The following is a 23,305-nucleotide window of genomic DNA, read 5'->3' on the forward strand; positions in this document are numbered from 1 at the left end:
AAGCCCATGCGCAGACAACGCGATGCAGCTAGCCAAGGGTTCAATCTAACCAATTCGTGATCTACATTGCCGGCATGGACGATCACACCGACCAGACCCGAAAGCCCCGCGCCGATGCCGTGCGCAATCGCGAGCGCGTGCTCGAGGCGGCCAAGGCCGTGTTCAACGCGGGCGGTCCGGAGGCGAGCCTGGAGGCCGTGGCGAAACGCGCCGGCGTCGGTATCGGCACGCTCTACCGGCATTTCCCGACGCGCGAGGATCTGTTCGAGGCGGTATACCGGCGCGAAGTCGAACAGCTCAGCGAGCTTGCCGAGCAGTTGAAGAATGCGAAGGACTCGGTCGACGCACTGCGCCGCTGGCTACGTTCCGGGGTCGAATTCGTGGCCACGAAAAAAGGCATGTCGGCAGCGCTGGCGCTGACGTTCCAGAGCTCGTCGGAACTTGCGGCCTTCTCGATGGACCGGCTGACCAAGGCGATCGGCTCGCTGCTCGACCGCGCCGTCGCGGCCGGCGAGATGCGTGCCGATGTCAGCCCGGAAGACCTGCTCAGGGCTCTGATCGGCATGTGCTACATGCACGACCAGCCCGGCTGGCAATCCTCGGTGCTGCGCATGCTCGACGTGTTCGTCGACGGGCTGCGCGTGCAGCCCGTCGCGAAGGCCAAGGCGCGCTCCGCCGCCAAGCCCGCGACGCCGGCGCCCAAGCGGAAGCGATAGCGCGTCCCGCGTTCTGCAAAATCGTGCTAGGATCAAGGCCGCCGGGATATCTGTCGTGCGCGTCGCAGCCTTGCTTCTCCTTCTCGCTGTTGTCCTCAGCCCGCTCTGCGCACTGGCCGACGACGTCGCCGCGGCACAGGGCATCATCCGCGCCCAGGAGCAGGCGTTCGTCCGCGACGATGCCACGGCCGCCTATTCCTATGCCGCACCGGCAATCAAGGAGATCTTTCCGGCGCCCGACATCTTCATGTCCATGGTGCAAAACGGCTACGCGCCGGTCTACCGCCACAAGAGTTTCGAGTTCGGCGACAGCAAGACCGAAGGCAACTGGATCGCCCAGCGCGTCCACATCGTCGACGCCAATGGCGAGGCCTGGGAGGCGCTCTACACGCTCGAGCAGCAGGCCGATGGCAGTTACAAGATCACCGGCTGCTCGCTGCTGAAGGCGGGACAGGCGGTTTAGGTCGCGAAACCCGGTCTTGCCTTGACCGAATTCATCCGCGCGCGGATCAGCAAGGTCAGGACGATGGCTATATTCAGCGCGTTCCAGGCCACGCCGTTTGCGAACGCCGCGGCATACGAGCCGGTGGCATCGAAGATGACGCCCGACACCCAGCCGCCGAACGACATGCCGAACACCGAGGCGAAGATCACGATGCCGACACGAGTCGCCGCCTCGCCGGCCGGCATCGCCTCGCGCACGATGATGGCGTAGCTCGGCACGATGCCGCCCTGAAACAGTCCGAACATCGCGGAGATCAGGTAGAGCGAGGCGAGGCTGTCGAAGAACAGGTAGAACACCAGCGCAAAGCCCTGCGCCAGCGACCCGACCAGCAGCGTGCGGACGCCGCCGATCTTGTCGGCAAGGAAGCCCGAGCCGATGCGGCTGACGATGCCGCAGGCCATCATCAAAGACAGCATCTCGGCGCCGCGCGCCACGCCATAACCGAGATCGCCGCAATAGGCGACGATATGCACCTGCGGCATCGCCATGGCGACGCAGCAGGAGATGCTGGCGATCGAGAGCAGCACCGTCAGCGTATTGGTCGAGAGCTTGAGATCGACCCGCGGCGGCGGTGCATTGGCATGATCGCGAACCTTGTTGCCGCCCATCTGCGCGCGTAGGACAAGCACCAGGATCGTCATCAAGCCCACGCAGACGAGGCCGATGCCGATATGGGTCATGCGCCAGCCGATCGTCTGCAGGCCCCAATTCACCAGCGGCGGCCACATTGTGCCGGCGACGTAATTGCCGCTCGCGACGATGGTCACGGCCAGCCCGCGATAGCGCTCGAACCAGTGCGAAGCCTCCGCCATCAGCGGCGCGAAGGTCGCCGAGGTGCCGAGCCCGATCAGGAAATACGCCGCCACGAACTGCCAGAGTTGACCAGACAGGCCCGCGAGCACATTGGCGACGCCGAGGAAGGCGATGCTGATCGCCATCGCCGGCACGATGCCGAATCGGTCGGTGATCTTGCCGGCGATCACGCCGCCAAGCCCGAAGCCGAACATCATGAGGGTGAAGGCCAGCGACACCGCGCCGCGCGTGGCGGCGAATTCGGCCTGGACCGCGGGAATCATGACCACGATCGCCCACATGCCGACGCCTCCGATCGATCCGATCAGAAGCGCAATGACAAGCCGCACCCAGGCCTGACGGGAATCAGGGCTGAATGAGTCTAATGAGTCTGATGTTTGTCCGGGATGATTTGGGGCGTGCACGGGCCGAACCATGGCCCGCGGATCGGAACACGGTCAAGCTTCGTGGCGTGATATTGGGCATGCGCGGTGCACTGCGGTAAGAAGATGCTTGGCGGATGCGCGTTTTGCCATTAGTTTGCAATCTGCGTGTGCAAGACTGCCGCGCGAGGAGCCTATCGGCGGAATGCTGTTGCGATTGACACGATCGATGCGGATCAGGGTGGGGCGGATCATCGCCCTCGCCTATCTGTTCTGCGTGCTCGCGCCGGCCGCAAGCCTTGCCTGGGGCAATGGTCCGGCGCCGTGCCTCGACGACGCGCTCCTCGCCGACCCCGTGCCGGTGCATCATCAGATGCCAGCCGGCCACATGCACGACGGCGCCTCGCATGACCACGCCGGACCGCATGCGCATCCCCAGACCGCGGCGCAGGACGCGCCTGCACCGCATCATCATGACGGCAAGGGAACAGTCGGCCCGTGCTGCGCGATGATGTGCGTGAGTGCGCTGCCGGCCGATCTGCCCGTCGTCGCCAAGCCGCTTCAGCCCATCTCCGCCTGCGCGCCCGAGATCGTGGCCAGCCTGCGTAGCGAGGCGCCGCCCCTGCTCTACCGTCCCCCCATCGCCTGATCTGACACGATGACGTCAGGGCCAGCGCGCGTCTGCGCGCGCGGGCCTGTGGTCTCACGACAGTTCAGGGATGAATCATGCTTACCCTTTCCGGGGCGAAGTCCGGCGCCGCATCCGCGGTGCGTGGACGACTCTTTCTAATTGGCTGGCCGCTGCTGGCCGTGATTGCGTTCGCGCTGTCCGGCTGCATGCCGGCCACCACGCAAGTGGCCGACGCCGATCCTGCCGATCCCTCGGCAAAGGTCGCCCGCGCCAGTTATCGGTCGACCGTCGCGCCCTATACCAGCCTGCGGCCTGCGACCCCGGCGCCATGGCGCGACCGCAACGACGCCGTGACACCGCAGCCGAAGCAAGACCGCTAGGAACCCGCCATGACACAGCATTCTGCGCGGGGCCTGCTCATGCTCACAGCGTTCGGACTCTCCGGCTGCATGGCGTTCTCGCCGGACGGCGGCATGACGACGGTCTCGGACCTCGCCAGCCAGACCATCAACAAGGACGTCGCCTTCGTCCGATCGGCAGAAGGCGCCGAGGCTGTCAACGCGACCGTCCACCGGTTGCTGGCGCGCACGCTGACCGCCGAGACCGCCGTGCAGATCGCGCTGCTCAACAACAAGGGGCTGCAAGCCGCTTACAACGAGCTGGCGCTGGCCGAAGCCGAGCAGGTCGAGCAGAGCCTGCCGCCCAATCCCGTGTTCTCGATCTCGCGGATCTCGGGCAATGGCGCGAACGAGATCGAGCGCCAGGTGGTCGGTGACATCCTCGCGCTGGCGACCCTGCCGTTCCGCTCCGACATCGCCCGCGACCGCTTCCGCCAGGCCCAATTGCGCGCGGCACTGGCGACGTTACGGCTCGCGGCCGACGTGCGCCGCGCCTATGTCCGCGCGGTCACCTGCAACGAGCTGGCGGTGCTGCTGACGGACGCGAAAGCGACGGCGGAATCGACGGCCCAACTCGCCGTAAAGCTCGGCGAAACCGGCTCGATCAACAAGCTCGACCAGGCCCGCGAACAGGTGTTCTACGCCGAGACCACCGCCGACCTCGCGACCGCACGGCAGGCCGCGACGAGCACGCGCGAAAGGCTCGCGCGCCTGATGGGACTATGGGACGACGGCCTCGATTTCCGTCTGCCCAACCAGTTGCCGCCATTGCCGCGCCGGCCACAAGCGCTGCCTTCGATCGAGGCCGACGCGGTCGCCCATCGCATCGACTTGCAGATCGCGCGGCTCGAGCTGACGGCGCTGGCCAAATCGCTCAATCTCACCGAGGCGACGCGCTTCGTGACGCTGCTCGATCTCGCCGGCATCTCCCGCCGCACCCAGGATCCGGAAGGGGCGCCGTTCCGCGAACGCGGCTTCGACGTGCAGTTCCAGATCCCGATCTTCGACGGCGGTGAGGTGCGCGTGCGACAAGCGGCGGAGACTTACAATCTCGCCTTCAATCGCCTGACCGAGCGTGCCGTGAACGTTCGCTCGGAGGCGCGCGATGCCTACCGGACCTACCGGTCCACCTACGATATCGCCAGTCATTACCAGCGCGAGATCATCCCCCTGCGCAAAATCATCACCGAGGAGATGCAGCTGCGCTTCTCCAGCATGCAGGTCGACATTTTTGCGTTGCTCACCGAGGCGCGACAGCGCCTGGCGTCGCTGCGCGGCGCCATCGATGCCAGGCAAAGATTCTTCCTCGCCCAGTCCGACTTGCAGACCGCCGTCAATGGCGGCGGTTCGCTCGCTTCCGGCGGCGACACGTCAACCACCATCGCCGCGGCAGCGTCTGCCGATGGCGACCACTGAGATGGAGGCCAGCATGTATTCCCGCCGAGGATTCTTGGGCACTGCCGCGCTTGCCAGCGCGTCGGCCATCAGCGGCCGCGTCCAGGCTGCGTCGATTCCGGAAGCACCTCACATGGACAAGGTGGTGATGCAGCCGCCGCTGCATCCGATCAGCGGCCCGGACTATCGCCCCGTGGTCACGCTGAACGGCTGGTCGCTGCCGTTCCGCATGAACGGTGACTGGAAGGAATTCCACCTCGTCGCCGAACCCGTGGTGCGCGAGTTCGCCGAAGGCATGAAGGTGAACCTGTGGGGCTATAACGGCCAGTCGCCGGGCCCGACCATCGAGGCCGTCGAGGGCGACAAGGTCCGCATCTTCGTCACCAACAAATTGCCCGAATACACCACCGTTCACTGGCACGGCATGATCGTGCCGAGCGGCATGGACGGCGTCGGCGGGCTGAATCAGCCGCACATCGATCCGGGCAAGACCTTCGTCTACGAGTTCGAGATGAAGAAGAGCGGGACCTTCATGTACCACCCGCATTCCGACGAGATGGTGCAGATGGCTATGGGCATGATGGGCATGGTCGTCGTGCATCCGCGCGACCCGAATTTTCGGCCCGTCGACCGCGACTATGTCTTCGTGATGAGCACCTATCGCGTCGATCCCGGCAGCTACCTGCCGCGGGTCAACGAGATGACCGACTTCAACATGTGGACCTGGAATTCGCGGGTGTTTCCGGGGATCGATCCGCTGCCGGTGCGGCTCGGCGACAAGGTACGCGTGCGCATCGGCAATCTCAGCATGACCAACCATCCGATCCATCTGCACGGCCACAGCTTCGCGGTGACCTGCACTGACGGCGGCTGGATTCCGGAGAGCGCGCAGATTCCCGAGACGACCACCGACGTCCCCGTCGGCGCGGTGCGGGTGTTCGACGTGCTCGCCGACAATCCCGGCGACTGGGCGTTCCACTGCCACAAGTCGCATCACACCATGAACGCAATGGGACACGAGGTGCGCACCCTCATTGGCGTGTCGCGCAAGGATCTCGCCAAGGCCGTCGGCAAGCTCGCACCCGACAGCATGGCGATGGGCTCGACCGGCATGGCGATGGGCAACATGGAGATGCCCGCGCCCGACAACACGCTGCCGATGATGACCGGCACCGGCCAGTTCGGCCCGATCGAGATGGGCGGCATGTTCACGGTGATGAAGATCCGCGAGGACCTCGCGCGCGACGATTACCGCGATCCCGGCCCGTACAAATTCCCGCAAGGCACCGTCGCCTACGAAGTGACGCCGCCGGCCGCGGAACCGGCGCGGCAGCAAGGCGGCACGCCGCCGATGAAGAACATGAAGATGTGAGCGTTTCGATGAACCACCAACTGGAGAACAAGATGAAGACGATCAAACTCGCCCTCGCGCTGGCTGCGCTTTCGATCGCGCCGGCCATTGCTCATGACCAGCACGGTCATGAGACCTTTTCGGCCGGCGAGCCCGGCGATCCCAAGAAGCCGGCACGTACCGTCGAGATCGCGATGAGCGAGATGTCCTACGAGCCGTCGAACATCACGGTCGAACGCGGCGAACAGATCCGCTTCGTGCTGCGCAATAGCGGCAAGGAAGACCACGAATTCCTGCTCGCCACCACCAAGGAGAACCTCGAGCACGCCGAGGTGATGAAGAAACATCCGCACATGGAGCACGACGACCCGAACGGGGTCCGGCTCGCCCCGAGCAAGACGGCCGAGATCCTCTGGAAGTTCAGCAAGGCCGGCACGTTCGAATTTTCCTGCCTAATCCCGGACCATCGCGACTACGGCATGGTCGGCCACGTCACCGTCAAGTGAAGCAATGGAGAGAGCCATGAAATCGATCACCCGCATCGCCGCCGCGCTCGCGCTGACGCTCGGCCTGACCTTCGGTGCCGCCGCGGCGCCAGGCGCCTCGATCAGCGGCGAGGTCAAGAAGATCGACGAGAGCGCCGGCAAGATCACGCTCAAGCACGGGCCGGCCAAGAGCCTCGGCATGGATGAACCCATGACCATGGTCTACCGCGTCAAGGACCCCGCTTTGCTCAAGCAGGTGAAGGTCGGCGACAAGGTCACCTTCGAAGCCGAGGAGGCGGCTTCGGGCTACACGGTGACGAAGATGGAGAAGGCGAAGTAGCTTTGCCACCTACCCCGTCATTCCGGGATGGTCCGCAGGACCAGACCCGGAATCTCGAGATTCCGGGTTCGGTGCTTCGCACCGCCCCGGAATGACGACCCGGAAGGCCGAAACACCCCGGTCTGACCTCCCGCCGCCCCCTCGTTAACCCTTTGCTAACCATACACCCGGCAAGAATTGCCGGGTGAAGTCGAGTGTCGTCAGCCGCGTAAAACGGGAGGTCCCCCGTGGACGCCAGTGCGGTGCCTCACTTTCGGAACGGCGGCCCTTCGGCCGCCGCGCAGACGTTTGGGGCGCGCGGCCGGCAGTCGCGCGGGGAGGCAGCTACCATGGTCGACGTCACCGCGGGACAGGGCGTAGGGAGCACAAACGCCGGCGTCCCCACCCTCACCGAGATCGTCAACATCCTCAAGCGCGGCGACATCGCGCTGGCGCTCGGCATCCTCACCATCCTGGTGGTCTTGATCCTGCCGCTGCCCGCGATCGTGCTGGACCTGTTCCTGGCGATCTCGATCACGCTCTCGATCCTGATCCTGATGACGTCGCTGTTCATCCAGGCGCCGCTGGAATTCTCCGCCTTCCCGACCATCCTGCTGATCTCGACCATGCTGCGGCTGTCGCTCAACATGGCCTCGACCCGCCTGATCCTGTCGCACGGGCACGAGGGCACGGATGCCGCCGGTCACGTCATCGAAGCCTTCGGCAGCTTCGTGATGGGCGGCAATTTCGTCATCGGCATCATCGTCTTCGCCATCCTGATCATCGTCAACTTCGTCGTCATCACCAAGGGTTCGGGCCGCATCGCCGAAGTCGCCGCGCGCTTCCACCTCGACGCCATGCCCGGCAAGCAGATGGCGATCGACGCCGATCTCTCCGCCGGCCTGATCGACGAGAAGGTCGCCAAGGAGCGCCGCAAGGCGCTGGAGGACGAGAGCGGCTTCTTCGGCGCCATGGACGGTGCCTCGAAATTCGTCCGCGGCGACGCCATCGCCGGCCTTCTGATCGTCTTCATCAACGTCGTCGGCGGCATGATCATCGGCGTGGCGCAGCAGGGCCTGTCCTTCGCCGACGCCGGGCGCAGCTACACGCTGCTGACCGTCGGTGACGGCCTCGTCACCCAGGTGCCGGCGCTGATCGTCTCGACCGCGGCCGGCCTGCTGGTCTCCAAGGCCGGCGTCTCCGGCGCCGCCGACAAGGCCCTGATGAAGCAGTTCTCCGGCTATCCGCAGGCGCTCGCGATGTCCTCGGCCGTCATGCTGGTGCTGGCGGCGCTGCCGGGCATTCCGACCATTCCCTTCCTCGCGCTCGGCGCCGGCGCCGGTGCGCTGGCCTGGACCGCGCGCAACCGCAACCGCGCAACCGCCAAGGCTGACGAAATTGCCAAGGCCGCGCCCGCGGCAGGTCAACCCGGTGCGCCGGGCACCGCTGCGACCGAAGAGCCGATCTCGGCGGCGCTCAAGATCGACGACCTCAAGATCGAGCTCGGCTATGCGCTGCTGCCGCTGGTCAACGGCCCCGACGGCACCGACCGCCTCACCGAGCAGATCAAGGCGCTGCGCCGCTCGCTCGCGATCGAGATGGGCTTTGTGATGCCGGCGGTGCGCATCCTCGACAACGTCCAGCTCGAAGCCAACACCTACATCATCAAGATCAAGGAGGTCGACGCCGGCACCGGCAAGATCTGGCCGAACCAGTTCATGGTCATGGACCCCGGCGGCAGCCAGGTTCAGGTGCCCGGCATCCACACCACCGAGCCGACCTTCGGCCTGCCCGCGACCTGGGTCGATGCCAGCCTCAAGGAAGAGGCTTCGCTCAAGGGCTACACCGTGGTCGACGCCGCGACCGTGCTCTCGACCCACCTCACCGAGCTGCTCAAGGCCAACATGTCGGACCTGCTCTCCTATGGCGAGGTGCAGAAGCTGCTCAAGGAGCTGCCGAAGGAGCAGAGCGAGCTGGTCAAGGACATCGTCCCCGGACAGGTCACGGTCTCCGGAATCCAGCGCGTGCTGCAACTGCTGCTCGCCGAGCGCATCTCGATCCGCGATCTCTCCACCATCCTCGAGGGGATCGCCGACTCGCTCGCCTTCTCGCGCAATCCCACCACCATGGTCGAGCACGTCCGTGCCCGCCTGGCGCGGCAGATCTGCGCGCAGAACACCTCCTACAACGGCTATCTGCCGCTGATCGCGCTGTCGGCGCGCTGGGAGCAGGCCTTCGCCGAATCCATCATCGGCCAGGGCGAAGAGCGCAGCCTCGCGATGCAGCCCTCGAAACTGTCGGAGTTCATGACCGCCGTACGCGAGGCCTTCGAGCGCGCCGCGCGCGAAGGCGAGGCGCCGGTGCTGGTCACCTCTGCGGCAATTCGTCCCTTCGTCCGCTCTCTCGTCGAGCGGTTCCGCGCTCAGACGACCGTGCTGTCGCAGGCTGAAATCCACCCCAGGGCGAGGTTGAAAACGGTCGGAAGCATCTGATTTGCCTTAAGAAGCCGTGTGTTTTTCGGCCACAGGCAAATGGTTTTTGAGTTCCTGGCGCCTTGTCGACCAAATGCGGAAAAGGCGCCTGACAAGCACATTACGACATTGAAATAATTACGAAATTACACGATGAAGGATCGTTTTTGATCGCGATCTTTCACGTCCTGTCACGCTCTTGTGATCGCCCCTTGGGAACGAATCCCCCCAATACTAGGTTGTTGGGCACCGGAAGCATGAACCTGCCTGAACAGGGTAGCGACTACTTCGGGTAGATGGCGGCAGGAGCCTTCCATGAACCACTCGATTTACAGCGCAGATCGCTCGACCCACCTGAAGATCGTGGTCGTAGCCCTCGTCGCAGGGATCGCGGTGGCAGGCTTCGGCATCACGGCACGCACGGGTTCGGACGAAGGTCTGACCCAGACGGCCCGCGTCATCAAGGCCGGCAAGCCGGTTGTTATCACCAGTTCGAACGCATCCCTCGTTCGCTAAGGAGATCTGACGAGTTTTTTGAATTCACGCGGCTCTTTACCAGCCCCCCAAAGTCGCCACGTGGATATGTAGACGACCCCAACCCCAAGTCGACTACAGAAAGCGCCCGCCCCCCACGGGCGCTTTCTCACGTCTGGGGTGATGTTTTTCACCGCGGATGTCACGCGGGATGCCGCCAAGACCACCGCTGTCATTCCCCGCGAAGGCGGGGAATCCAGTACGCCGCGGCTTCTCCGTATCCCCCTGCAGTCTCTGGAATACTGGATCGTCCGCCTTCGCGGACGATGACACCGGATATGTGGGACACTACCGCGCCCCATAGGTCGGCGGCGGCGTCTGCACGGTTGGAGCTGCGGCAGCGAACAGCTCGTCCTTGCTCCCGTTGAGCGGCGGATAGATGCGCTTGCGGTTGATAGTCTGCTTCGTCGCCTTCGCGGCCGCGCCGGTGGTGCGGACCTCGCGATCCCACCCCTCCGTATAGAGCGCGCCCCAACTGCCAAGATCGAGCACGGTGACGTACCAGTCGATCCGCAGCGGCAGCATCGGCAGGCCCAGGAGATCGGCCACGACATTGTGGCCGGCGAAGCGGCCCATGGGGCGGGCGAACTGGCAGGACATCACGGTGGGATGCAGTCCGTCGACCACGCTGGAGGCGACGTCGCCGGCCGCGAACACGCCAGGCAGATCGGCAACCCGCATGAACGGATCGACCAGAAGGCGCCCGAGGCGATCGCGCGCGCCTGGAAGGCTCGCGGCCAGCCGGCTCGCACGTAGCCCGGCGCACCAGATCACCGTCTGGGCCGGGATGAACTCGCCCGAGCTCAAGTGAACGCCGGCCGCCTCGACCGATGCGACACGCGCGCCAAGGCGTGTCTCGATGTCGAGCGCCGACAACGCCGTCTCGATGACGGGACGCGCGTGCGCGCCAATGGTAGCGCCGACCGTCGGATTCGGATCGACCAGGATGATGCGGCGGCTGCCGGTGATCCCGGCACGCGCCAGCCGGTCCGGCATCTCGGCCGCGACCTCGATGCCGGTAAAGCCGGCGCCGACCACCACGACCGTCGAACGCCCCGGCGACGGCACGCTGCGCCCGAGCGAGACGAGATGATCCTCGAGGCGCAGGGCCGCAATGTAGGTGTCGACGTCGAAGGCGTGGTCGGCAAGGCCCGGAATGTCGGGACGCGTCACCTCGCTGCCGAGCGCGAGCACAAGCCGGTCGTAGCCCAAGGTCTCCTCGCCGTAGCTCGTGACCAGCGAGATCTCGCGCCGTGCCGGATCGATGGCTTCGACCTCGCCGAGGCCGTGAGTGACGCCGATCGGATCGAGCAATTGCCCAAGCGGAAGCGCGACCTCGCTGAGGTCCACCTCGTAATTGCGCACCCGGATGTTGTGATAGGGATTGCGGTCGACGACACGGATCTCGATGTCGCGGCCGGCAGCGCCGATCTCGTCGCGCTTGCGCGCAGCTCCGATGGCCGCCCACAGGCCTGCAAACCCGGCGCCGAGCACGACGATGCGCGTCATGTCCGCCTACTGTGCTTTCCAATGGAATCCTGCGGTCTGCCCGCGCAGGCAGATATAGCTCAATAGCCCCTGCCGACCAACTGCGGCGGCGCGCGCCGCTGCACAAGATCTCGGCTCACGCCTCGCGCAGTTCCGACGGCGTCGCGCCAAAGCGCTTGCGGAAGGCGCGGTTGAAATAGGACAGGTCGGAGAAGCCCGAGGAGTGCGCGATGTCGCTGATCTTGCGCGTTCTCGCGCGGGGATCGCCCAGCAGCTTGCGCGCCAGCAACAGGCGCTGCTCAAGCACGAATTCGGTGAAGGTCGTGCCGGCCTGCTCGAACAGGCGCTGCGCCTGGCGCGGGCTCAGGCCCGAGCGCGTCGCAACTTCCGCCAGGCAGAGATCGTTGCGGCCAAGCGCGGCCATCACGTCGGCGCGCATCAGATCGAGACGGGCCGCCGCCTGCCCGCGGCCGCGCATAAGGCTTGCGTGCTCGGCATCGGTCCCGAGCAGGAGGCCGACGAGATCGACCATGTGCTGCGCGGTCAGGCGCTGGCCGACGGCATCGAGATGCGGACCGTGATTGGCGGCGAGCGCGTGGTAGCGGAAGATGGTTTCGGCGACCGCACCGTCGGCGAGGACTTGCGACAGCTTCTCCTCGGCGCGCGGATTGATGTCGAGCAGCGCGCGGCGCGGCATGCGGATGGTGGTGAAGCGATCCTCGTCGGTATGGCCGACGGTGCCGGTGATGCCCATGTCGACGAGCACCATCTGCGCGGGCGCAAGCTCCACGGTGTGGCCGTTCTGCCCGACGCGGACGAGGCCCGCATGGGCCGCGATCAGGACGAGATCGTCGCTGCCGTCGGCAAGGTGGCTCTGGGTGCGCGTATATTGCGCGGAGGCGCCTTCGGGAATGGCCAGCGCGATATTGTCGACCACGCTGATCTGGAGCCGGCAATCGATGCTGTCGCCATGGCTCGGCCCGATGTCGAGGCCGCAGGCCCCGAAGGCCCGATCGCGCCATTGTTCGAAGGCCGGACCAATCGGCAGGCCCGCATATTGGTGAACAAAGATGCCCGGCGTTTTCGCTGCATCCATTTGATTTCTCGCCCCTCTCCGGCACCATGATCGGCATGCGCCGCCTGAATTCCGGGGATTTGACGCCGCGAATTGCGGAGAGGTTCAAAGCGGGGCTGGATTTGGCCGGGCTTGTCGGAATGCGACAGCGGGGTGGACCGGGGCGACATGCGTCGATCAGGCGCTGCCGCGACGATGGTGACGCGCCCAATGCCTCTAAGCGTCGTCCTGGACCAGCGAGCGGAGCGAGCACCGATCCAGGACCCATTACCACAGGATTGTGCGGTTGCTCGCCCGTGCGGCCACAGCTCACTCTTGCAACAAGCTCTTGGGGTAGTGGGTCCAGGCTTCCGCCAGGACGACGATGGAAAACCTACTTCTTCGCCGGCGCCTGCGGCTGAGACGGCGGCACGGTCTCGATCAGCCTGCCGGTAAATACCGGCGCCGAGGTCGGCTGGCCGTTGGGCGAGCCGCCGGCCTGCTCGACGGTGACGGCGTAGGTCGCGCCGTTGACGACATCGGCATCGTAGGAGGAGAGCAGCGGACGCGCGGTGAATTCGCCGCCGCCGATCACGCCGAGCGAGCGCGGGCGCGGCAGCTTGTCGGAGATCAGCCAGAGCTCGAAGCTCTTGCCGGGCTCCGGCGTCGCGCCGACCTTGCGCACGGTGAAATTCCGTGTCGCGCCGTCGATGGTGAGGATGAAGGCCGGGCCGCCGGCCTGGCCCTGCAACAGCGCGACATATTGCGCAGACGCCGCGAGCGGCGCCGGTGTCTTCACCTCAACCGTCTGGATGCGCGGTGCGGGACGCAAGCCGCCCGGCAGCGCATCGGGCAGGAAGATCTGAAGCGACAGCGTCACCAGCAGCGCTGCCGCGAGCGCGCCGACGGCGGATGCGATCGTGCGCCAGCGCTTCACGCGGCGCTCGAGCCGGATCACATTGGTGTTGTCCACGACCGGCGCCGGCGGCGCGCGCGCGACGTCCGGATCGGGCGCATGGACCTGCGGCATGAAGATCGGCGCGACGTCGGGAAGCGCATCGGACGGCGGTCGCGCGGCTTCGGATTGCGCGGCTTCGGGCTGAGCTGCTTCGGTCTGCGCTGCTTCGGGAGGCAGCGGCTCCGGTTGCTCCATGCGGTCCGATGACGTTTCCGGCGTGACGGCTTCGAACGAAGAAGACGCCGGTACAGGTGGCGGCGGCGAAGCTTCAGACAGCGCCTGGGACTCCTGTGCGAAGCCGGTCCGCGCGAGCTCGGACCTGATGTTCTCCCACACGATCGGGCGCGGCTCGATCGTGCCGACCATCTGGTTGAGGACGCCGAGCCGGTAGGCCCAGGCCTGCACGACATCGGCGAACGCCTTGTCCACCGCCATCATGGTCTCGACCTGCGCGCGCTCATCGGCGTCGAGCGTACCGAGCGCATACTCCGCGGCGAGCGCGATATGGTCCTCCGTGTAGGCCATCACTTGCAGTCCAGAACCACCCTCACAGCATAAACCCTCATAGTCCGAGGCACTCGCGGATATCCAACATGCTGCGCCGCAGCCACGTCTTCACCGTGTTGACGGGCGCGGCGAATTTCTCCGCCAATTGCTCGCGGCTCCAGCCGTTGTAATAGGCGAGAAGCACGAGCCTCTGACGGTCCGGCTCGAGCCGGCCGATACATTCAAGGAGCCGCTTCAGCTCCTCGGTCATCTCCCGGCGCGCCAGCGGATCGGGACTGTCGGCTGCAACCTCCATCGCCTGAGGCTCTTCCTCGATGGAGACTTCCGACTTCTTGCGCACGATATCGATCGCACGGTTGCGCGCGATCGATGCCATCCACGTGATCGGCGAGGACAGAGCCGGATTGAACTGGCCGGCGCTGTTCCAGATCTTGACGTAGGTCTCCTGAATGACCTCCTCTGCGAGATCCTGCCGACGCAAGATACGGAGCACGACGCCATAGAGTTTCGCGCGCGTGGCGACGTAAAGGCGCTCGAACGCGGCCTGATCGCCCTTCGCCACCACCTCAATCAGCCCGACCAGCTCTGCTGGCGTCAGCATTCAGCCCCCCAACGCGTAGGCTCAGGCGCGTTCCGCGCAGGCCCCCGGCACTGCACCACCATAGCGCGCGGCCAAGCCGACCACCAAGGGGCGTGGCGCCACGCTGTGGACAGCGCATACGAAAACCCGGACCTTGCGGGTCCGGGTTTCGCGAATTTTCGGCGGTTCTTGCTGCTAGCGCCTCAGGCGACAGCGCCGATGCGAGCCCGCATCAGGCCGATGCTGTCGAGGTCGGCCTGCTCGCGGGCGTTTTCCTCGGCGCGTTCGCGGGCCTGGTCGCGCTCGTCGAGGAGCTCGACCTTCTTCAGCTCCTCGAAGGCCTCGGCCAGTGCGGCCTTGGCTTCGTCGAGCTGGCCCTTGAGCTCGTCGGCCGAGCGGGTCAGGTTCTCGCGGCGCTGGATCGCGGCCTTGGCATAGGTCGGATAGGCGAAGTGCGAGGGATCGTTGATCCCGGCACGCTCCTGCTCGGTCTGGATCTCGCGTTCGAGATCGACCGACATCCGCTGGAAGTCGGCGATCATGGTCTCGATCTGGGTAACCCGGCGGCGCTTCTCGTCGACCTGAAACTTCTTCAGGCGAATGAGGGTATCACGTGACTTCATCGACTCGTACTCCCCAGAAGTCCCCTGGCTGCACGTGGGACAACACCGGTCTCCCCACAGGCCCAATTGGGGCCAAGACCGGCTCTGCTACTCTGTAGGATCGGATGATGACCTGACAAAGTTAGCGTTCCGTTTCCAAATTACCGAGGATTTGCGCCAACTGGCGGTAACCGTCCGCCAATGAGGCATTTTCGTCCTTGCGCTGGCGCAGGAAGGCTTCCAGGGGTTCGTGCAGCCGGATCGCCTCGTCGACCTCGGGGCTGGAGCCGGCCCGGTAGGCGCCAAGCCGGATCAATTCCTCCATGTCGGCATAGGTCGCCATCACTTGGCGCGCCTTCTGGATGGTCGGCCAGAACTCCGGATCGGCCGATTTCGGCATGGTGCGGGAGACGGATTTGAGGATGTTGATGGCGGGGTAGCGGCCGCGCTCGGCGATCGAGCGCTGCATCACGATGTGGCCGTCGAGGATCCCGCGGACGGCGTCGGCGATCGGCTCGTTGTGGTCGTCGCCGTCGACCAGCACCGTGAAGATCGCGGTGATCGCGCCCTCCCCCAGGCCCGGTCCGGCACGCTCCAACAGCTTCGGCAACTCGGTGAACACGGTCGGCGTATAGCCCTTGGCGGTCGGCGGCTCGCCGGCGGACAGGCCGATCTCGCGCTGGGCCATGGCAAAGCGCGTCACCGAGTCCATCAGGCAGAGGACGTCCTTGTCCTCGTCGCGAAAATATTCGGCGACCGCGAGCGTCAGATAGGCGGCCTGGCGGCGCATCAGCGCCGGCTCGTCGGAGGTCGCGACCACGACGACGGAGCGCGCCAGGCCCTCCTCGCCGAGGTCATCCTGCAAGAACTCCTGAACCTCGCGGCCGCGCTCGCCGATCAGCCCGATGACGCTGACGGCGGCGTCCACGTTGCGCGCCAGCATCGAGAGCAGCACCGATTTGCCGACGCCGGAGCCCGCGAAGATGCCCATGCGCTGGCCGCGGCAGCAGGTGAGGAACGTGTTCATCGCGCGCACGCCGAGATCGAGCGGGCTACCTACGCGCTTGCGCGAATGCGCCGGCGGCGGCGTATTGCGGAACGGCATCGGCGAGGACCCCTGCGGCAACGGCCCCTTGCCGTCGATGGGCTCGCCCAGCGCATTGACGACGCGGCCGAGCCAGGCCGCCGAGGGCCGCACCTGATTGGCGGCATTGGCGATGACCGCCTTGCAGCCGCGGCGCACGCCGTCGAGACCGGCGAACGGCATCACGACAGCATTGTTGCCGGAGAAGCCGATCACCTCGCAGGGGATGGAACGGTTGGCGCCGGTTTCGATCACCAGCCGCGCGCCGACCGACATCGCATGGATCGGGCCGGCCACCTCGACCATCAGGCCGCGCACACCGACCACACGGCCATAGATATTGACGCCGTCGATGTCGCCGATCTGTTCGGCCAGAGCCTTCATCGGTGGGCCTTCATAAGCGGCGCGCCTTCATAGGAGGGGCCTTCATAAGGTGGTCGTCGTCGTGATCCCCGGGCCTTCACGGGGAAACTCTTAAGTTTCGCCATATTTCTGAACGGCGCTTAACTTCGTGTTTACCCGCATCGTTAATCATTGCGTCACTGTCTTTGTGACTGAGCGTGGCTCCCCTTCAGAAGAAGGCTGAGTCGCGGGAGTCGGTTAGGCCCGTCTCTTAAAGTGGAACTTGAACGGAGCCGGATAACGAAAGCTGCTTCCTGCGCAAGACCTTAGGGCGATTCGACAAAAATTGCACCGGGGGGACTTGCGTTCCAGAATCAGGATTTGTTAACCATCTGTTGTCAGGATCCGAATCAGTTGTTCAAAGGCGTTTTGTTGAGTGCCGCGAATGCGGCCGACCTGACGCCCAGGAGCGGCGACTATGGGGAACTGGCATGCGCGTTTTGCTGATTGAAGATGACAGCGCCGTCGCGCAGTCGATCGAGCTGATGCTGAAGTCTGAGAGCTTCAACGTCTACACGACCGATTTGGGGGAAGAAGGCGTCGATCTCGGTAAATTATACGATTACGACATTATCCTTCTCGACCTCAACCTGCCTGACATGTCCGGCTATGACGTGCTCAAGCAACTCCGGGTCTCCAAGATCAAGACCCCGATTCTGATCCTCTCCGGCCTCGCCGGCATCGAGGACAAGGTCAAGGGTCTCGGCGTCGGCGCCGACGACTACATGACCAAGCCCTTTCACAAGGACGAGCTGGTGGCCCGCATCCACGCGATCGTGCGCCGCTCCAAGGGCCATGCCCAGTCGGTCATCCAGACCGGCGACCTCGTCGTCAACCTCGACACCAAGACGGTCGAAGTCGGCGGCCAGCGCGTGCATCTGACCGGCAAGGAATACCAGATGCTGGAGCTCCTCTCGCTCCGCAAGGGCACGACCCTCACCAAGGAAATGTTCCTCAACCACCTCTATGGCGGCATGGACGAGCCCGAGCTGAAGATCATCGACGTCTTCATCTGCAAGCTCCGCAAGAAGCTCGCCAACGCCTCCGAAGGCCGCAACTTCATCGAGACCGTGTGGGGCCGCGGCTACGTGCTGCGCGAGCCGCACGAGCACGAAGAGCGCATTCCCGCCTGATCCTGGGTTTACGTCGCGAGCCGCAGGGCTTGCTCCTCCCAGCCTGGACCCCGCCGCAAATGGCGGGGTTTTGTTTTTTGGGGACGCTAACGCGGCTTCGTCGCCGTCCCGCCGTTGAACCGCTATCCTCCCCCCGCCGACGAATGGTCGCTGCACGATGGGGGAACGATGATCCTGCAATCACTCGCCGGCCTGCCCGCCTTCCTGGTCTATTTCTGCACCGGGCTGATCGCGATCGTGGCGTATCTGTTCGTCTACACCCGCATCACCCCGTACAACGAGTTCCAGCTCATCCGCGACAACGAGCCGGCGGCGGCGATCTCGCTGGGCCTCAGCCTGCTCGGCTTCGTGGCCCCGCTGGTCAGCGCGATCGCGCATTCGGCCAATGTGCTGGACTGCCTGATCTGGGCGGCCATCGCGCTGATCGTCCAGATCATCGTGTTCTTTCTCGTGAAGGTCCCGGTGCCGAACCTGTCGACGCGGATCGCCGCCGGCGAGCTTGCCCCCGCGATCTGGCTCGGGCTGTCCTCGCTCGCCGCGGGCCTGTTGAACGCCGCCTGCATGATCTACTGACATGGCCGACAAACGCTCCAGCAGGGAGTTCGGGAAACGCCGGCCGGTGTCGCCGACACCGCGGGCGCCGGTGAAGCGCTCCGGCCATGTCGCGCTCCTGGTGATGGGCACGATCGCGGTCGGCACCACCGCCTACACGCTGATGCCGCGGCAGACTTGCGAGCCCTCTCCTCCCGGGACGGATCCGGCGGTGCAGACGAGCACCGCGTGCAGCAGCAGAAGCAGCTCTTCAGGCGGCAGCGGCGGCTCGGGCTCATCGTCGCGCTCGAGCTTCTTCAGCAGCGATTCCTCCAGCCATTCTTCGTCGAGCACGTCATCCGACTCGGGCCACAGCAGCGTGAGCCGCGGCGGCTTCGGCTCGTTTGGCCATGGCTTCTCGGGCGGTGGCTGATCCATGCGACGCATCATCTGTCTCGAGCGCGACGACTGGCGACAAACCGCAGCGCAATGCGGCTTCGTCTTCCACACCATCGACGGCGAACGCTATTGGGACGAACGCGCCTATTACGCCTTCACGCTCGACGAGATCGAGCGCGGCATCGAGACGCCAACCGGCGAGATCGACGCGATGTGCCTCGAGCTTGCCGGTCGCATCATCGGCGACGAGCGCCATCTGCAGCGCTTGAAGATTCCGGAGGCATTCTGGAGCCTGATCGCCGAGAGCTGGGAGCGGGACGACCGCAGCCTCTACGGCCGGCTCGACCTGAAGTTCGACGGCAAGGGGCCGGCAAAGCTGCTCGAATACAACGCGGATACGCCGACCTCGATCTTCGAGGCCGCCGTCTTCCAATGGACCTGGCTCGAACAAGCGATCGAACGCCGTATCGTCCCGGTGCGCGCCGACCAGTTCAACTCCATCCACGAGCGGCTGATCGAAGCCTGGAAAGAGATTGCCGCAGGCCGCCATGTCCATCTCACCGGCACCACCGGCAATGAGGAGGACGCCGGCACGCTGGCCTATCTCGAAGACACCGCGCGCCAGGCGGGGCTTTCGACCACGCTGCTCGACATTGAAGCGATCGGCTGGCGTGACGAGGCTGGCGGCTTCGTCGATCTCGACGATCGCGACATCGCACTCGCCTTCAAGCTCTATCCCTGGGAATGGATGTTTCACGACGCCTTCGGCGCAAAGCTCGAGGGCGCGCCGACGCGCTGGATCGAGCCGCCGTGGAAGGCGGTGCTCTCCAACAAGGGCATCCTGCCGCTGCTCTGGGAGATATTTCCGAACCATCCCAACCTGCTGCCGGCCTTCTTCGAGGACGATGTGCGGGCAGCAGAGCTCGGCAGCTCCTATGTGCGCAAGCCGCTGCTGTCGCGCGAAGGCGCCAATGTCACGCTGGTGTCCGGCGGAACGCCGCTCGACGAGCACGCAGGTCCTTATGGTGCAGAAGGCTTCGTGCGGCAGGCGCTCTCGCCACTGCCGAACTTCTCGGGCTTCTATCCGGTGATCGGAAGCTGGCTGGTGAACCACGAACCCTGCGGCCTGTCGATCCGCGAAGACGAGAGTCCGATCACCGGCAACGGCTCGCGTTTTCTTCCGCATGCGATCTTGTGAAATGCGCTCGCGACGCCGTCGGCAAGGGCACGCGAGCGCGAAGGTCCTGGTGTCGGCTCAGGGCGTCTTGACGATGAATCGTCCGTCGTACAGGAAGGCGCCCTTGAACCCACTTTGCACACTTTCGAAGCCGCCAGTGCCTGTCGCGTTTGCGTACGTTCCGGTGCCCGACAGGATCGTATATTCGCCCTTTGCCTTACCGTCCTTGATCGCACCGGCGTAGCGCGCCGTGATCGAGGAGCCATCGTCGAAGGTGTAGGTGCTGTAGCCGAACATGGGCCCCGAGCCCTTGAGCAAATCACTGGAGTTGACGAAGTCCTTCACGGCGATGCGGCCATCCTTGAAAAAGGCAACGCCAAACATCTTGCCGGACATGACCGTCTGACCTTCAACATTCGCGACCTCGGTGACCTTGACGTCCACCGGCCTGGTGACGAGCTTGAATTCGAGCACTTGCTCACCAGCGCGAGCAGTCGTGGGCAACGAAAGCGCAACCAACAGAAAGTACGAGGCACAAGCTATTCGCATGGTGTGTCCTCCTCAAATCCGTTCATGATGGAATGGGGTCCCGCGTCCGCGAGACCCTCGGCAGCATAGCAGGTCTTTCAGATGCTGGTCAGGGTCACGACCGTGCTGCATCGCGGCGCGAGGTCTATTGCGCGGTAGCGGAGTAACTCGCAGGGCTCAAACGCTCGTGAAGCGTCGCGCACAATGACGGAAGATATCTCGTCAGATGTTGTCGATCGTTCGCAACGACGGCGCTCTCTCAGAGCGCCTGTCATTCGGCAATCACCGCGCCGCGGCGATCTTCAGCGGCTGCGGCATCAGTCCGCCCATGGGGCGGCCGGAGCGCGCCGGGTTGAGCTGATAGAGACCGCGGCGCTCAGTGATGGGACGGAACGCATCGGTGATGCCGACGACGGATTCGGCGGCGCCAAGCAGCAGCGTGCCGTCGGCTTCCAGCCCCTTCGCCATGCGCTCGAAGATCACCGCCTTGGTATCCTGGTCGAAATAGATCAACACGTTGCGGCAGAAGATCACGTCGAACGTGCCGAGATGGGAAAAGTCCTGCAACAGATTGAGCTGGCGGAACTGCACCATCGCGCGAATGTCGGCATTGAGCTGCCAGAGCTCGCCGACTTGCGTGAAGTACTTCATCAGGTGCTGGATCGGCAGGCCGCGCTGCACCTCGAACTGGCTGTAGACGCCGGCCTTGGATTTCTCCAGCACCTCCTGCGACAGGTCGGTCGCGACGATCTCGACGCGCCAGCCGGCCAGGGCCGCGCCCATCTCCTTCACGCACATCGCGATCGAATAGGGCTCCTGCCCTGTCGACGACGCCGCCGACCAGATGCGCAGCGACTTGCGCGCGGCGCGCGCCTGGATCAGGCCCGGCAGGACGGTCTCGCGCAGATGATCGAACGGAATCTTGTCGCGGTAGAAGAAGGTCTCGTTGGTGGTCATCGCTTCGACCACGTCGGTCGCAAGCCGGCCATCGCCGTTCCTGATCTTCAGCACGAGATCGGGGATGCCGGGCAGGCTCGCCTTGCGGGCGAGCGGCAGCAGCCGGCTCTCGACCAGATACTGCTTGTCGGCGGAGAGATCGAGGCCGGAGCGCTCTTTCAGGAACTTGCGCAGATACTCGTAGTCAACCGGCGTCACGAGCGGTCTCCCGCGAAAAGGCGGTTGACCTTGGCGCCGATCTGGTTGAGCGGCAGGATCGCCGCGCAGATGCCGGCATTGGCCGCCGCGCCCGGCATGCCCCAGACGACGCTGGAGGCTTCATCCTGTGCGATGACGCTGCCGCCGGCGGCAACGATGTCCTTGCCGCCGCGCATGCCGTCCGAACCCATGCCCGTCAGGATCACGGAGAGGATGGCGCCGTGCCAGATGTCGATGGCGGAGGTGAAGAGCGGATCGACCGCGGGCTTGCAGAAATTGACGGCGGGGCCGTCGTCGAGCGCGATCGCCACGTCCGCACCGCTGCGCACCACGCGCATATGCTTGCCGCCGGGCGCGAGATAGATCCGTCCCGGCTTCACCGGCTCGCCGTCGACCGCCTCGGCTGCCGGCCGGCGGCTCGAACGCGCCAGATGCTCGGCAAGAATGGTGGTGAAGGTCGGCGGCATGTGCTGGGTGATCAGCACCGGGAAGCGGTCGATCACCGGGCCGAGCTCGGTGACGAGAGCCATCAGTGCCTGCGGACCGCCGGTCGAGGAGCCGATCAGCAGCACCTTGGGGGCCTGGGTCGAGAACGGGCGCGTGGACAGCGCCCCCGACGACAGGGCATTGGCGGCCGGTGCAGGCGCGGCGGGCCGCGCGACAACCGATGCACGTGCAGCCGGAGCGGGGCTCGCAGGCGCCAGCGGCGGGCTCGCAACCGCGAGCTTCCGGCGCAGCCGTGCACCGAGGTGACGGATCTTCTGGATCAGGTCGTGATGGAAGATGTCCGCGGCCGACGCTTCGCGCGTCGATTCGGGCTTCGGAATGTAGTCGGCCGCGCCGAGCGACAGCGCCTTGAAGCTGATCTCCGCGTTGCGGCGCGTCAGCGTCGAGGCCATGATAATGACGAGATCGCGCTTCTTCGCCAGCAATTGCGGCAGCGCGGAGATGCCGTCGAGCTCGGGCATTTCGATGTCGAGCACGGCAACATCAGGGTTGATGCGTTCGAGCTGGTTGACCGCCTCGAGCCCGGTACGCAGCGAGGCTGCGACCTCCATGTCGTGCTCGGCACCGACCCAGCGCGAGATCAGACCGCGGATGACGACGGAGTCATCGACGATCATCACCCGCAGCGGTCCCGCTTCACGCGACGAACCCGTGGTCGAATTACCTGCGAACGCAACACTCATTACTCACCAACTCAGACTGAAACGGTTCAGTTGAAAACAAACGCCGAAGGAGCCGTTCAGCCTCCGGACGGTCGCTCAGATCAGGCCGACTTCCTGGAACTTCGCCGTCACGATGTCCTTGTCGAAGGGCTTCATGATGTACTCGTTGGCGCCGGCATGAAGCGCACGCGCGATGTGCGCAACGTCGTTCTCGGTGGTGCAGAACACTACCTTCGGCTGGTCGCCGCCGGGCATGCGCCGGAGATGGCCGAGGAACTCGTAGCCGTCCATGACAGGCATGTTCCAGTCCAGCAGCACCGCGTCGGGCAAGCCGCGCTTGCAGGCCTCCAGCGCCTTCTCACCGTCCTCGGCTTCGAGGATCTGGAAGTCGAGGCCCTCCAGGATCCGGCGCGCAACCTTGCGGATGACGCTGGAATCATCAACGACGAGACAAGTTCGCATGTGAACCTCTGCTTCCTGTCCCCTTCGCGGGGACACTTCCAATTGCACGTCCGTCGGCGGCAGTGCCGCCGTATCAGGCCGCCATCATCTCGGGCG

25 protein-coding genes are annotated in these 23,305 nt (G+C 65.1%); 14 read left to right on the forward strand and 11 right to left on the reverse strand.

Features of this window, described 5'->3' with window-relative positions; translation table 11 throughout:
• Positions 1-74: 74 nt before the first annotated feature.
• Together WN73_RS26800 and WN73_RS26805 are read left to right on the forward strand one after the other, a co-directional pair.
• Positions 75-716, forward strand: a complete 642-nt coding sequence (locus tag WN73_RS26800) for a TetR/AcrR family transcriptional regulator (RefSeq protein WP_028175174.1) — start codon at positions 75-77, stop codon at positions 714-716.
• A 55-nt stretch (positions 717-771) separates the two neighbouring features.
• Entirely contained in the window at positions 772-1,179 is a 408-nt protein-coding gene (locus tag WN73_RS26805; RefSeq protein WP_028175173.1) for a DUF4864 domain-containing protein, read from the forward strand.
• Here WN73_RS26805 and WN73_RS26810 read toward each other — a convergent pair.
• On the reverse strand, positions 1,176-2,450 hold the full coding sequence (locus WN73_RS26810) for an MFS transporter (protein WP_028175172.1): 1,275 nt from the start codon (positions 2,448-2,450) through the stop codon (positions 1,176-1,178). The genes WN73_RS26805 and WN73_RS26810 overlap by 4 nt on opposite strands.
• A 151-nt stretch (positions 2,451-2,601) precedes the next feature.
• Here WN73_RS26810 and WN73_RS26815 point away from each other — a divergent pair, with 151 nt between their 5' ends.
• From WN73_RS26815 to WN73_RS26850, 8 genes are all read left to right on the forward strand, one after another.
• Positions 2,602-3,045: a hypothetical protein gene (locus tag WN73_RS26815; RefSeq protein WP_028175171.1), complete on the forward strand. Its 444-nt coding sequence runs from the start codon at positions 2,602-2,604 to the stop codon at positions 3,043-3,045.
• Between the two features lie 77 nt (positions 3,046-3,122).
• Positions 3,123-3,407, forward strand: coding sequence for a hypothetical protein (locus WN73_RS26820; RefSeq protein ID WP_028175170.1), 285 nt, complete (start codon positions 3,123-3,125; stop codon positions 3,405-3,407).
• A gap of 9 nt (positions 3,408-3,416) precedes the next feature.
• Positions 3,417-4,841, forward strand: a complete 1,425-nt coding sequence (locus tag WN73_RS26825) for a TolC family protein (protein ID WP_028175169.1) — start codon at positions 3,417-3,419, stop codon at positions 4,839-4,841.
• A 13-nt stretch (positions 4,842-4,854) separates the two neighbouring features.
• Entirely contained in the window at positions 4,855-6,192 is a 1,338-nt protein-coding gene (locus tag WN73_RS26830) for a copper oxidase (RefSeq protein WP_028175168.1), read from the forward strand.
• Positions 6,193-6,224: 32 nt separating this feature from the next.
• Complete coding sequence (locus tag WN73_RS26835) at positions 6,225-6,677, forward strand: cupredoxin domain-containing protein (RefSeq protein WP_028175167.1); 453 nt, start codon at positions 6,225-6,227, stop codon at positions 6,675-6,677.
• 16 nt (positions 6,678-6,693) lie between these two features.
• On the forward strand, positions 6,694-6,996 hold the full coding sequence (locus WN73_RS26840; protein ID WP_028175166.1) for a copper-binding protein: 303 nt from the start codon (positions 6,694-6,696) through the stop codon (positions 6,994-6,996).
• 329 nt (positions 6,997-7,325) lie between these two features.
• Positions 7,326-9,467, forward strand: a complete 2,142-nt coding sequence (flhA, locus tag WN73_RS26845) for a flagellar biosynthesis protein FlhA (RefSeq protein WP_028175165.1) — start codon at positions 7,326-7,328, stop codon at positions 9,465-9,467.
• A gap of 294 nt (positions 9,468-9,761) precedes the next feature.
• Entirely contained in the window at positions 9,762-9,962 is a 201-nt protein-coding gene (locus tag WN73_RS26850) for a hypothetical protein (RefSeq protein WP_011084994.1), read from the forward strand.
• A gap of 306 nt (positions 9,963-10,268) precedes the next feature.
• Here the strand turns inward: WN73_RS26850 and WN73_RS26855 are convergent, their stop codons facing one another.
• From WN73_RS26855 to fliI, 6 genes are all read right to left on the reverse strand, one after another.
• Entirely contained in the window at positions 10,269-11,489 is a 1,221-nt protein-coding gene (locus tag WN73_RS26855; RefSeq protein ID WP_271555366.1) for an NAD(P)/FAD-dependent oxidoreductase, read from the reverse strand.
• 115 nt (positions 11,490-11,604) lie between these two features.
• A complete protein-coding gene (locus WN73_RS26860) occupies positions 11,605-12,564 on the reverse strand; it encodes a helix-turn-helix transcriptional regulator (protein WP_028175163.1) in 960 nt (319 codons plus the stop codon).
• 352 nt (positions 12,565-12,916) lie between these two features.
• Positions 12,917-14,005 carry an anti-sigma factor gene (locus WN73_RS26865; RefSeq protein WP_271555367.1) on the reverse strand — a complete coding sequence of 363 codons (1,089 nt, stop codon included), beginning with the start codon at positions 14,003-14,005 and terminating at the stop codon, positions 12,917-12,919.
• A gap of 37 nt (positions 14,006-14,042) precedes the next feature.
• Entirely contained in the window at positions 14,043-14,588 is a 546-nt protein-coding gene (locus WN73_RS26870) for a sigma-70 family RNA polymerase sigma factor (protein WP_028175161.1), read from the reverse strand.
• A gap of 182 nt (positions 14,589-14,770) precedes the next feature.
• Positions 14,771-15,190, reverse strand: coding sequence for a flagellar export protein FliJ (gene fliJ / locus WN73_RS26875; RefSeq protein ID WP_011084990.1), 420 nt, complete (start codon positions 15,188-15,190; stop codon positions 14,771-14,773).
• A 121-nt stretch (positions 15,191-15,311) separates the two neighbouring features.
• Positions 15,312-16,637, reverse strand: coding sequence for a flagellar protein export ATPase FliI (gene fliI / locus WN73_RS26880; RefSeq protein ID WP_060910703.1), 1,326 nt, complete (start codon positions 16,635-16,637; stop codon positions 15,312-15,314).
• A 449-nt stretch (positions 16,638-17,086) separates the two neighbouring features.
• Here fliI and ctrA point away from each other — a divergent pair, with 449 nt between their 5' ends.
• The 4 genes from ctrA to WN73_RS26900 all read left to right on the forward strand — a co-directional run bounded on the left by ctrA (position 17,087) and on the right by WN73_RS26900 (position 19,916).
• Entirely contained in the window at positions 17,087-17,788 is a 702-nt protein-coding gene (gene ctrA / locus WN73_RS26885) for a response regulator transcription factor CtrA (RefSeq protein ID WP_008138878.1), read from the forward strand.
• Between the two features lie 168 nt (positions 17,789-17,956).
• Positions 17,957-18,361, forward strand: coding sequence for a DUF350 domain-containing protein (locus tag WN73_RS26890; protein WP_011084988.1), 405 nt, complete (start codon positions 17,957-17,959; stop codon positions 18,359-18,361).
• Between the two features lies 1 nt (position 18,362).
• Positions 18,363-18,752: a hypothetical protein gene (locus WN73_RS26895; RefSeq protein ID WP_271555368.1), complete on the forward strand. Its 390-nt coding sequence runs from the start codon at positions 18,363-18,365 to the stop codon at positions 18,750-18,752.
• Positions 18,753-18,755: 3 nt separating this feature from the next.
• Positions 18,756-19,916 (forward strand): glutathionylspermidine synthase family protein, encoded by a 1,161-nt coding sequence (locus WN73_RS26900; RefSeq protein ID WP_271555369.1) that lies wholly within the window; start codon positions 18,756-18,758, stop codon positions 19,914-19,916.
• A gap of 57 nt (positions 19,917-19,973) precedes the next feature.
• On the opposite strand, the gene WN73_RS26905 is transcribed toward WN73_RS26900, so the two are convergent.
• From WN73_RS26905 to WN73_RS26920, 4 genes are all read right to left on the reverse strand, one after another.
• Entirely contained in the window at positions 19,974-20,369 is a 396-nt protein-coding gene (locus WN73_RS26905) for a hypothetical protein (protein ID WP_236842187.1), read from the reverse strand.
• A 336-nt stretch (positions 20,370-20,705) separates the two neighbouring features.
• A complete protein-coding gene (locus WN73_RS26910; RefSeq protein ID WP_028175155.1) occupies positions 20,706-21,578 on the reverse strand; it encodes a CheR family methyltransferase in 873 nt (290 codons plus the stop codon).
• Positions 21,575-22,768: a protein-glutamate methylesterase/protein-glutamine glutaminase gene (locus WN73_RS26915; RefSeq protein WP_271555370.1), complete on the reverse strand. Its 1,194-nt coding sequence runs from the start codon at positions 22,766-22,768 to the stop codon at positions 21,575-21,577. Before WN73_RS26915 ends, WN73_RS26910 begins: the two co-directional genes overlap by 4 nt.
• A gap of 75 nt (positions 22,769-22,843) precedes the next feature.
• A complete protein-coding gene (locus WN73_RS26920; RefSeq protein WP_007600538.1) occupies positions 22,844-23,209 on the reverse strand; it encodes a response regulator in 366 nt (121 codons plus the stop codon).
• Between the last annotated feature and the right edge of the window lie 96 nt (positions 23,210-23,305).

This window comes from Bradyrhizobium sp. CCBAU 45394 (assembly GCF_028128655.1).
In the GTDB taxonomy this organism is placed as follows: Bacteria; Pseudomonadota; Alphaproteobacteria; order Rhizobiales; family Xanthobacteraceae; genus Bradyrhizobium; species Bradyrhizobium diazoefficiens.

Bases quoted from the DNA above. Each gene is read 5' to 3' on its own strand.
- WN73_RS26800 (WP_028175174.1), top strand. From the start codon at position 75: ATGGACGATCACACCGACCAGACCCGAAAGCCCCGCGCCGATGCCGTG.
- WN73_RS26810 (WP_028175172.1), bottom strand. From the start codon at position 2,450: ATGGTTCGGCCCGTGCACGCCCCAAATCATCCCGGACAAACATCAGAC.
- WN73_RS26815 (WP_028175171.1), top strand. From the start codon at position 2,602: ATGCTGTTGCGATTGACACGATCGATGCGGATCAGGGTGGGGCGGATC.
- WN73_RS26820 (WP_028175170.1), top strand. From the start codon at position 3,123: ATGCTTACCCTTTCCGGGGCGAAGTCCGGCGCCGCATCCGCGGTGCGT.
- WN73_RS26825 (WP_028175169.1), top strand. From the start codon at position 3,417: ATGACACAGCATTCTGCGCGGGGCCTGCTCATGCTCACAGCGTTCGGA.
- WN73_RS26830 (WP_028175168.1), top strand. From the start codon at position 4,855: ATGTATTCCCGCCGAGGATTCTTGGGCACTGCCGCGCTTGCCAGCGCG.
- WN73_RS26835 (WP_028175167.1), top strand. From the start codon at position 6,225: ATGAAGACGATCAAACTCGCCCTCGCGCTGGCTGCGCTTTCGATCGCG.
- WN73_RS26840 (WP_028175166.1), top strand. From the start codon at position 6,694: ATGAAATCGATCACCCGCATCGCCGCCGCGCTCGCGCTGACGCTCGGC.
- flhA (WP_028175165.1), top strand. From the start codon at position 7,326: ATGGTCGACGTCACCGCGGGACAGGGCGTAGGGAGCACAAACGCCGGC.
- WN73_RS26850 (WP_011084994.1), top strand. From the start codon at position 9,762: ATGAACCACTCGATTTACAGCGCAGATCGCTCGACCCACCTGAAGATC.
- WN73_RS26855 (WP_271555366.1), bottom strand. From the start codon at position 11,489: ATGACGCGCATCGTCGTGCTCGGCGCCGGGTTTGCAGGCCTGTGGGCG.
- WN73_RS26860 (WP_028175163.1), bottom strand. From the start codon at position 12,564: ATGGATGCAGCGAAAACGCCGGGCATCTTTGTTCACCAATATGCGGGC.
- WN73_RS26865 (WP_271555367.1), bottom strand. From the start codon at position 14,005: ATGGCCTACACGGAGGACCATATCGCGCTCGCCGCGGAGTATGCGCTC.
- WN73_RS26870 (WP_028175161.1), bottom strand. From the start codon at position 14,588: ATGCTGACGCCAGCAGAGCTGGTCGGGCTGATTGAGGTGGTGGCGAAG.
- fliJ (WP_011084990.1), bottom strand. From the start codon at position 15,190: ATGAAGTCACGTGATACCCTCATTCGCCTGAAGAAGTTTCAGGTCGAC.
- fliI (WP_060910703.1), bottom strand. From the start codon at position 16,637: ATGAAGGCTCTGGCCGAACAGATCGGCGACATCGACGGCGTCAATATC.
- ctrA (WP_008138878.1), top strand. From the start codon at position 17,087: ATGCGCGTTTTGCTGATTGAAGATGACAGCGCCGTCGCGCAGTCGATC.
- WN73_RS26890 (WP_011084988.1), top strand. From the start codon at position 17,957: ATGATCCTGCAATCACTCGCCGGCCTGCCCGCCTTCCTGGTCTATTTC.
- WN73_RS26895 (WP_271555368.1), top strand. From the start codon at position 18,363: ATGGCCGACAAACGCTCCAGCAGGGAGTTCGGGAAACGCCGGCCGGTG.
- WN73_RS26900 (WP_271555369.1), top strand. From the start codon at position 18,756: ATGCGACGCATCATCTGTCTCGAGCGCGACGACTGGCGACAAACCGCA.
- WN73_RS26915 (WP_271555370.1), bottom strand. From the start codon at position 22,768: ATGAGTGTTGCGTTCGCAGGTAATTCGACCACGGGTTCGTCGCGTGAA.
- WN73_RS26920 (WP_007600538.1), bottom strand. From the start codon at position 23,209: ATGCGAACTTGTCTCGTCGTTGATGATTCCAGCGTCATCCGCAAGGTT.